The 8,574-nt window shown below is 37.4% G+C and carries 3 protein-coding genes; all 3 read right to left on the bottom strand.

The window, feature by feature from the left end; genetic code table 11:
- Positions 1-651 precede the first annotated feature (651 nt).
- Entirely contained in the window at positions 652-978 is a 327-nt protein-coding gene (locus BT156_RS20855; RefSeq protein WP_066759530.1) for a VanZ family protein, read from the bottom strand.
- Positions 979-1,003: 25 nt separating this feature from the next.
- Positions 1,004-1,381: a glycine cleavage system protein GcvH gene (gene gcvH / locus BT156_RS20850; protein WP_072412853.1), complete on the bottom strand. Its 378-nt coding sequence runs from the start codon at positions 1,379-1,381 to the stop codon at positions 1,004-1,006.
- Between the two features lie 110 nt (positions 1,382-1,491).
- Positions 1,492-8,568 carry a T9SS outer membrane translocon Sov/SprA gene (sov, locus tag BT156_RS20845; protein ID WP_072412856.1) on the bottom strand — a complete coding sequence of 2,359 codons (7,077 nt, stop codon included), beginning with the start codon at positions 8,566-8,568 and terminating at the stop codon, positions 1,492-1,494.
- Positions 8,569-8,574 lie beyond the last annotated feature (6 nt).

Genomic DNA, 8,574 nt, shown 5'->3' with positions numbered 1-8,574 from the left:
CTCCTTCTGCGCTACTGTCAACCTCGCGTTTTCAGTGGGGCAAAAGTACTACATTACCCCCTACTCTTCCAAATCAATTTAACATAATGTTTACACAAAGTTTATATTGTGGAAAAGTTATATCCGTAAATTATTGATATAATTTATCTTATGTGGCTACCCACAGTTATCCACAGTATTCGATTATCTTTTTGAGAAGTGTCAGAATAGGTGTTTTCAACGGTGGAAAGGTGTTTGAAGGGTGATTTCTTGGATAATTAGATATACTATATATAAGGTATGCTCTAATAAACCTCATAGTTTTTCAAAACCTATGAGGTTTCAATGTGAAGGATGAAGGCTATGCTTGAGGATGCTTTTTTATTTACCACAGATTGACACTGATTTTAGAATATAGAGTTTGGGCCTGGGAGAGTTGGAGGGTATGAGGATTGTTTTTAGGGTTGGGAAGATCGATTGATTATGTCGGTCGAAAAATTCTATTGTAAGAAATAGTAATAAGAACGCCAAATACCCTAGCCCAGATAGGAACGGTTACCCCACAGCAAGAAGTTGGATCTGAAAGAATGCGTCGGAGCGAGGAGTATGAGTGGATAGCTGGAAATAGCTTCTAAGAAAAGTCGAAAGACAATCCGCACGTTTATTGATCGATTAAAAAAATCGTTTGACTAATGCTTTATATATAAAGTACCCGATTAAGCAGCCAATGGTATCTGCGACGATATCTAAGGATTCCATGGATCTGCCTAAGCCCATTTCGTCCTGGAGGATTTCTGTGAGGAAGGCATATATAAGAATGATCTGGAAAAAATACGAAAATTTGATCTTTGGGAAAGTGGCAATGAACAGGAAACCCAGCATTGCAAATATGCTTAAGTGTAAAACTTTGTCGATCCCGCTGAACATAAACCAGTATTCATGGTTTTCTTCACCCGGTTTCAGGAGCATATAAGTAAGAAATGCCCAGTAAATGGGCAATATCTTACTAAATATTTTTGAAATTTTATCCAATGATAGCTTGGTATTCTTCTGCTGTAAGTAATTCTGAATGATCTGCACCGTCAGCCAATTCTAATTTGATGATCCATCCGTTTCCATAAGGGTCTGTATTTAACAATTCCGGCTGAGCTTCTAGTTCTGAATTAAATTCAATCACTTTTCCTGCGACAGGTAAGAATAAGTCTGAAACCGTTTTTACTGCTTCAACACTTCCGAAAACTGCACCTCCTTCTAAATCATCATCTACTGTATCTATATCTACATAAACGATATCTCCAAGTTCTCCTTGTGCAAAATCAGTAATACCAATTGTAGCCACGTTTCCTTCAATCTTGATCCATTCGTGGTCCTTAGTGTACTTTAATTCTGATGGTGTGTTCATTTTTAAATTTTTATTTTTACAAATGTATTCAAAATAATAGTACGTTCAAATATTGAATATAAAAAATGTCCCTCAAAATTGAAGGACATTGAATTTTATGTTTATTTATCTTAGAAACCACCACCTGAATCTCCAAATGTAAATGTCGCAGAAAGTCCGGCTCTGATTGTTGACAGAGGGAATGCTGTTGATATTTTGTATTTGGAAGTCATTTGCTCGTAGAATACTCTTAGGTTAAGATTTTCCGAAACGTTGTAGTCTGCAGAAAGTCTGATGTTCATTAATTTTTGTCCACCCGTCACCTGAGAATCATCCAACAAGATATTCATGATGCTTGTTCTGCTGTCTCTTAAAGAAATATCACCTCTAATATTAAGATCGCTGCCCTTTCCTCTGCTTCCTCTTGTGTTTGCCATTCCTAATCTGAAATTACGAACGATATATCCTAATCTTACTACATATTCCGTATTCGCATCTTCGGTAAGGGTGTGGTTTACTAATCCTAACAACAACATTCTTGTTTTGTTATACTGTAAACCGAACTGGAAGTTGTTTCTCATCGTAACATCAATTCCGATAAGTGGTGAGAAGTTTTCAACATATCCAACCTGCGCGAAAGTAAATGGATTGATATAATCATTATTAACATCTCTACCCGAACTTGTGTTTGAAGTCAATGTATTAAAATAATCAACACTTGACTGAATACCTGTTGCCGTATATGTCGCTGTATACCCATGCAGAATATCAAACTTAGAGAACTGACCGTTAATGAAAGGGACATTTCTCAATCCTGAGTATGTAAGTTTCCAGTTTGGTAACGGAAGTCCTGCTTTTTTAGCATTGCCGATAAGTTCCGGAGCTTTGCCTTCAACTGCAGCTCTAAATGCAGGTATTAAAACATAGGCATTCGAAATACTGTGTCCTTCTGTAAAGCCATCTGCACCAATATCCCCTCCCATTTGCTGAGATATTGCTCGTGCATTTTCTTTAATAGACTGGAAAATTGCCTGCCCATCACTGAAAGATGTTTTCAGAAGTATCACCGAGTTTGAATACGTCACAAAATCATTAGCAAAAGTGTAGTTAGGATTTGGATTTCCGTTACTGTCGCGATAATTAAATCCGGTTTGCGTAAAGTTTCTGTTGTAAGTATGTATTCCGTTAAGATCAATTCTAAGATCATTCATCGGCACGATCTGTAAATTCGCCCTCAGTTCTTTTGTTGACATTTTGATGTAAGGATCGGTCATAAATTCGGAATCACTTACCCACCCATTTTCCATTACCAATCTTCTGATGTCTGCCTGAGATCCTAACAAGAATCCTAATGTTGGACCTCCCAGTGTTTGTCCGTATCCATAGAAGTTTGGAGCAGATAATAATCCAGGAAGTACTGTTCCGTTATTTTCAGTATAGGTAACATCCAACTGCTTAAGTGATGTCAGTAAGAATGCTGCACTTTGCAACGGCGTTAATCTGTTCTTGAATTTATAATTTTTAAACTTAAATCTTTTCTTCTCCCATTGCTGTGTGTATACATTATTAAGAGAGTCGATTTCCTGCTTACGTTTCTGAAGTTTAGTTGAGATATTTTTGAAATATTTAAACTGACCGAAGAATTTCGGGAAATCAGCTGTTGCCGTTGCCTGAATCACACTTGTATTCTGACCAATTGAACCTAAGCTTCCCTGCGGAGATGAAAGCAATGCCGTAGACCTTGCATTCCAGTTATAAGTCATTCCGTATCCTACTTCTGCATCAATGAAATCCAAATATGGAAGATATTGGAACGGCAATTTGTAATTCAACTGAATTCTATGATTGTACAATACCGGTCTACCTGCTCTGAAGATATTTCCAAAGATGGCAGTGTTGTCCATTGTGTTTACATCAACGTTGTCATTCAATGTTCTTGTTACAGAGTTGATTTCTAATTTCAATGATTTCGTGAAGTTGAAACCTAACCCGTACTGCCATCCAAAATAGAAGTTCCTGTTTCTGATAGCAGCGAAGTCATCAGTCATATTTCCACTTAAAATTGATTCAATATTCCTGAATTCAAGCTCATTATAATTTCTGTCGATTTCTGTTCTGAAAGATAATCTTGTAGGAACCGGATTGAAATTAAATTCCTTAACCCATCTCAGATATTTTGTAGACTTCGCAGTATCGCTGATCATTTTATTGAATGGCTTAATTACCCACGGCTTGAATGTGTAATTATAATCAATATATCCTCTCAGATACTGTCTGTAATTTTTCTTCGTGTAAATATCTCTATAGTAATCGTCATTATAAACCGCAGTAACGGAAACGTTTTCTATGTCGTAGAATTTAGCCTTTTTATTAGGATTCATTCTTTCCTTGTGCATATTCACAACACCCAAACTTCTTTGCTGAGTATATGTTCTCGCTACTTTTTTAAGCTGGTCTTTATTGGCCGCTTTACTGAACTCAACATCGGTATCCAAAGGATTGTATTTTGGATCTTCTATCGTTTGAGAGTAAGAATAGTTTAACGGAATTTTCACCCCACTCTTCTCAGGAAGGAACTTATCTACATTGATTGCAGTATTGATACTGAAAGCAGATTGCGTAGACTGATTTCTTTCCGCAGGTTTAGAATCAATATTACCGAAACCTACAGAGGTATAAGATGCACTTGTATTAACGGTCGCAAAATCTCCAAGGTTGAAGTTTAAGCTCGCGTTTCCGGCATACCCGCCATCGTTTTCAATTTCTGAAAGACGGATCTCATTTACCCAAAGTACTCTGTCTATTGATACTCCTGTTCTATCTCCTGCATTTCTTATACCTAATACAATAGATGTTACGTTTCCTAAACTTGGACGTCCTTTAACATAGATCTTTTTAAAATTAATATCACTTCCAAACTCTTGGTCCATAATTCTTTTGGCAATGTCATTCGGGAAGTTTTTATCTCTTCTGATTTTAGCATCTACAAAGTCCTGAATATTCAAATCCACCTCATTATCCAATGGCCAAATATCCATTGGCGCCGTAGCTGTTTTTGAAGTAAGCTTTAAAGAAGCTTCATATTCATAATAGTTATCTGTTGCATCGTTTCCGAAACGGATAAAGAATTTCGTCTTTTTATCCATTAATCCAATATTCGGATCTCTGTTTTCAGGATCTTCAGCGTGTACAAAAAGTTTTAATTTTTTATATCTTCTCATATCTAGTGAAGCATTTTTGAATACCCCTCTAGCCTCTGTAGTACGAAGTTCATTCGCTCTCATATATAGAGAAGCCTCATTCTGTCTCTGTGCACCTGCGTTTCCACTCAACACCTGTCTGTCAATTCCCGGAGGCAATACATATGGAGGTTGATTCAATGCATTCTCTTCAATATTTACGCTTCCTATTTCAAAATTATTTGGGTCTACAACATCAGCTGTACCTTCATTAGTTGCAGGATCTGCAGTTGTGTCTGTTCCATATACTGCAAAGTTTTTAGGATATCTTCTCCAGTCTGATCTTACAAGATCTAATGTTCCAAACCTCAACGTGGAAGTCTGATCAAACCCTGTTAATAATAATCTTGCAAATCTTACATTGTTAAGAACATCTGCAGCATGATCTCCTGCAGTAGCATCATACTGAGCAATTGGAACTCTGAATAAATACCATTTCACCTGATCCGTCTGTCCGTTTTGGAATGTCGCCTGAACAGTTTTAACATCAACAATATTATTCTGACCTAAAACCAAGTTACCCTGATCTAATTTTACTTCATACTGATTATAGCTTTCATTCTGATCTAAGTTATAATCTTTATTAATATCTTCTGCATCCGGAGTTTGAGTAGATACTTCCAGAGAATTAGCCTGAGAGTTCCCTTCCGGATTTCTGAAATATTTATATCTCTGAATAATTGAAGCTCCCTGGCTTCCCGTAAATTTATCAGAAAGATAGAAAACGAAATCATCCACCGCAGGATCGGCAATATTTGTCACCGGATTAATGAACGTATTTCCGAATTTTATTGCTTCCTGTTCTGAACTCAAACCGTCATATCCTAAATCCTGTGCTCTTCTGTCATCTCCTTCACTTGAAAATGCATATAAAATCGGTGGCTGTTTTGGCTGAGTTCCCCAATTTGTATTAGTTGTTGTAGAAGGAGCAGAACCTGTCGGCAATCCGTTTTCATATTGCATTTGTCCATCTTTTAATACATCTTCGGAAACGTTTCCTAATTGTAGTAAAAGTTTTGGGTTAGCTCCTAAATTATTTCCATCAGCATAAGGATCCATCATCCAGAATTCAACATATTCAATATTAGAATTCACAAAGTTGGAAACACTTATCGGTCTCATGATACCCGCCCATCTTTGCTGAGTGGTTTCATTGTTAGGATTAACATTATAAGGACCTCTTTCCTGAGGATAATACGATATATCGAAAGTATTGGTGAAAGTCTGTTCACCTGCAACAAAATCTCTGTTATTAAAGATCTCAGAAAGCTGAACTCTTCTTGAAGCGTGGTTGGAAACAGACTGAGGAGTAATTCCTGCAGGAGCTCTACCCCCTACACCATAGAATCTTGGATCAATGTTGTACCAAGATAATAGTCCTCTACCGTAACCGTTTTTAAGATCATTATTTGCACCAGCGCCTTGGAATATCTGATCAGCTTGATTCTTTTCAGGCTTAGAAGCTAAACTCCAGGCGGTAGGTTCTTTTAATGAAATCTTAGAAGTAGTCTGTTCGAAATCGTCAATGTACGACTGATCATTTGTTCCTTTATTGAGTCCAGGAAGTAAATACGCCGCTTCCATTTTGAAATTCAAATTAGATGGCGCTTCCGTATTTATTAAAGGAATTTTATCCGTTAATCTCGTAAGGAAAGGAAGTTGGTTGTTGTACATTAAGTTAACACCAGCCATTGTATTATTAACGGCTTCCTGACCGTAGTTTACCTTTTGGGTAAGCGGAGATTCGGAATAATTAACAACAGTTCCACCAAAAATAAAATTCTCGTTAACTCTTCTTTCTAAGTTTAATCCTAAGAATCTTTTTCTTTGTGTATTAAATGTTAATTGATTTTCTAATGCGATATTAATTGCCTGTCCGGACTGTTTTACATTTTCATTGATAATGGTAACTGTTCCAAGCATATAGTCGACAGTATAATCAACACCTTCTGTTAGCTGAACTCCGTTTGCAGATACTTTTACAGATCCCTGCGGAACGTTTACAGCACCTAAAGAAATCCCCTGTCCCTGCGTTCCTTTGTAACGACCTTCCATCGTATATCGCTGAGCCAAGTTATTTGATGAAGCAACCTGCTTCTGCTGTGTATACAATTCGTTGAAAACATATTGCGGATCATTACTTCCCAAAACCTGCGACATATATTTACCGAACGGCTGAGCTTTAGTAAAGATGATCCTCCCGGTTTCCGGCCGGATCGTGATACCGTTTACAAAGTCAAAAATACCGTCACCGGTTGTACTTCCGTTATTCTGAATATCGCCGTTAGTGTTAAGTCGATCCCAGTTTAATAACTTTAATAAATTGGTGTCCTTAACGATCGTATTTGGAAGATAATTTACCTTACCTCCTGTTTGTGAATCTCTATAGAAAATATTTAAAATAAACCCATCTTGGTTTACCTGTCCTGCATCCAAAGCATAGATGTTCTTCATCATCAAATCCCACATTGGCGAAGCAACATTCAGCTTATTGTTTACTCTTAAAACCTTAGTAACTAACACCGGGCTTTCTTCAGAGAATTCCCCTACTTTGTAAACCTGATTGCTTCCGTTAACCGTGTAGGAGTATGAAACAGCTAAAAGCTGATTGTCATTCAGCTTCTGATTTAATGAAATATATCCTAATTGAGGTTGTAATGTATATTCGTTTGTATTTAATCTTCTTGCTTTTTTATTGAAAATAAAATGCTCACTGTTTTGATAAGGCTCTGCACTTCCCGGGAAAACCTGTCCCTGCAGAAGATCACCATAATTCGCTCCGGCATCTCTCGGAGTTCCCATTGTATTGGAAACCGCCTGATAAAGTCCGTTTTGCGTGTTATCGGGCAATCCTGAAGGGCCTTCACCTAAATCTCTGATTCCGACAATACTTTTCTGATACGCTAAGTTACTGTTCCCCTGATCCAAAACCCAAACCTCAGCTCTTGTAATACTGATCCTTGAGTTGATCTGAGGATAATTAAGCAATGCATTATCGTAATTATCTAAGAAATAATGTCCTAAAAAGTAGTGCTGATTATCTTCATAGTCGATTGCATTCATTTTGAAGGTATTCATTACACCTCCGCCCTGAACAACAATATTTCTGGCTTCACCCTGTTGTTGAGAAAGAACAACTGTTCCGAAAGTTTTCCCAAGCTGGAACTCGGTTTTAACCCCGAATAATGACTGAGAACCTCGTATTAAACTGGTTGAAAGCGGCATATTAACATTACCGAATTCAACTCTTTTTATAATTTTATCTTCACCTCCTGCATTAGGCTGATCAACATTTCCAAGGCCTTTTTGCTGGAGATCTTTCCAACTTCCTTTTGCCTGCCAGACTAAGTTCATCCTGTTTTCAAAAGCGAAACCACTCTGAGTATCATAATTGGCCTTTAACTGAAGGTTTTCCCCAACTTTCCCCAATAAACCAAGCTGAATCCTCTGAGCAATATCAAACGTAAAACTTTTTCTGTTTTGAGGTAAAATTAAAGGGTTATCAATTTTCTGATAGAGTCCGGCAAAGTCGAAAGAGGCATATCCGGAAGGGATAATTTCAATTTTGTTACTTCCGAAAATAGTTTCAAATAGCTTGTTTCGGATCGTTAGAGAAGGTATCAGACCTTTTCTTCGGGCATCACTTTTATCTTTTCGGAACATCAAACTGTACTTGTCTGATTTCTCTTTATAGTAAGCTTTTGTCTGTGATGCCATCATAAACTCCTTATAATCTTCAGGAGACATGGCTGTTGGCGGCCCGGTTATTGTATTACCTATTTTAGGATATACGTAGTACATACCCGTTTTCACGTCGTAAAAGGCTTCATACTGCGTAGGGTCAGCCAGTTCATAGTCTTTCTTTATAATTGCGGTATCACGTACTGGTCGCTGCTGCGCAAAAGTACTTACTGATACACACAGAAAGGACAGGAACAAAAATATATTGAGAAACTTATTATTCGCCACCAAATG

The organism is Chryseobacterium limigenitum (assembly GCF_900114875.1).
Lineage (GTDB): Bacteria > Bacteroidota > Bacteroidia > Flavobacteriales > Weeksellaceae > Chryseobacterium > Chryseobacterium limigenitum.
This window is presented reverse-complemented; position numbering and strand designations above follow the sequence as displayed.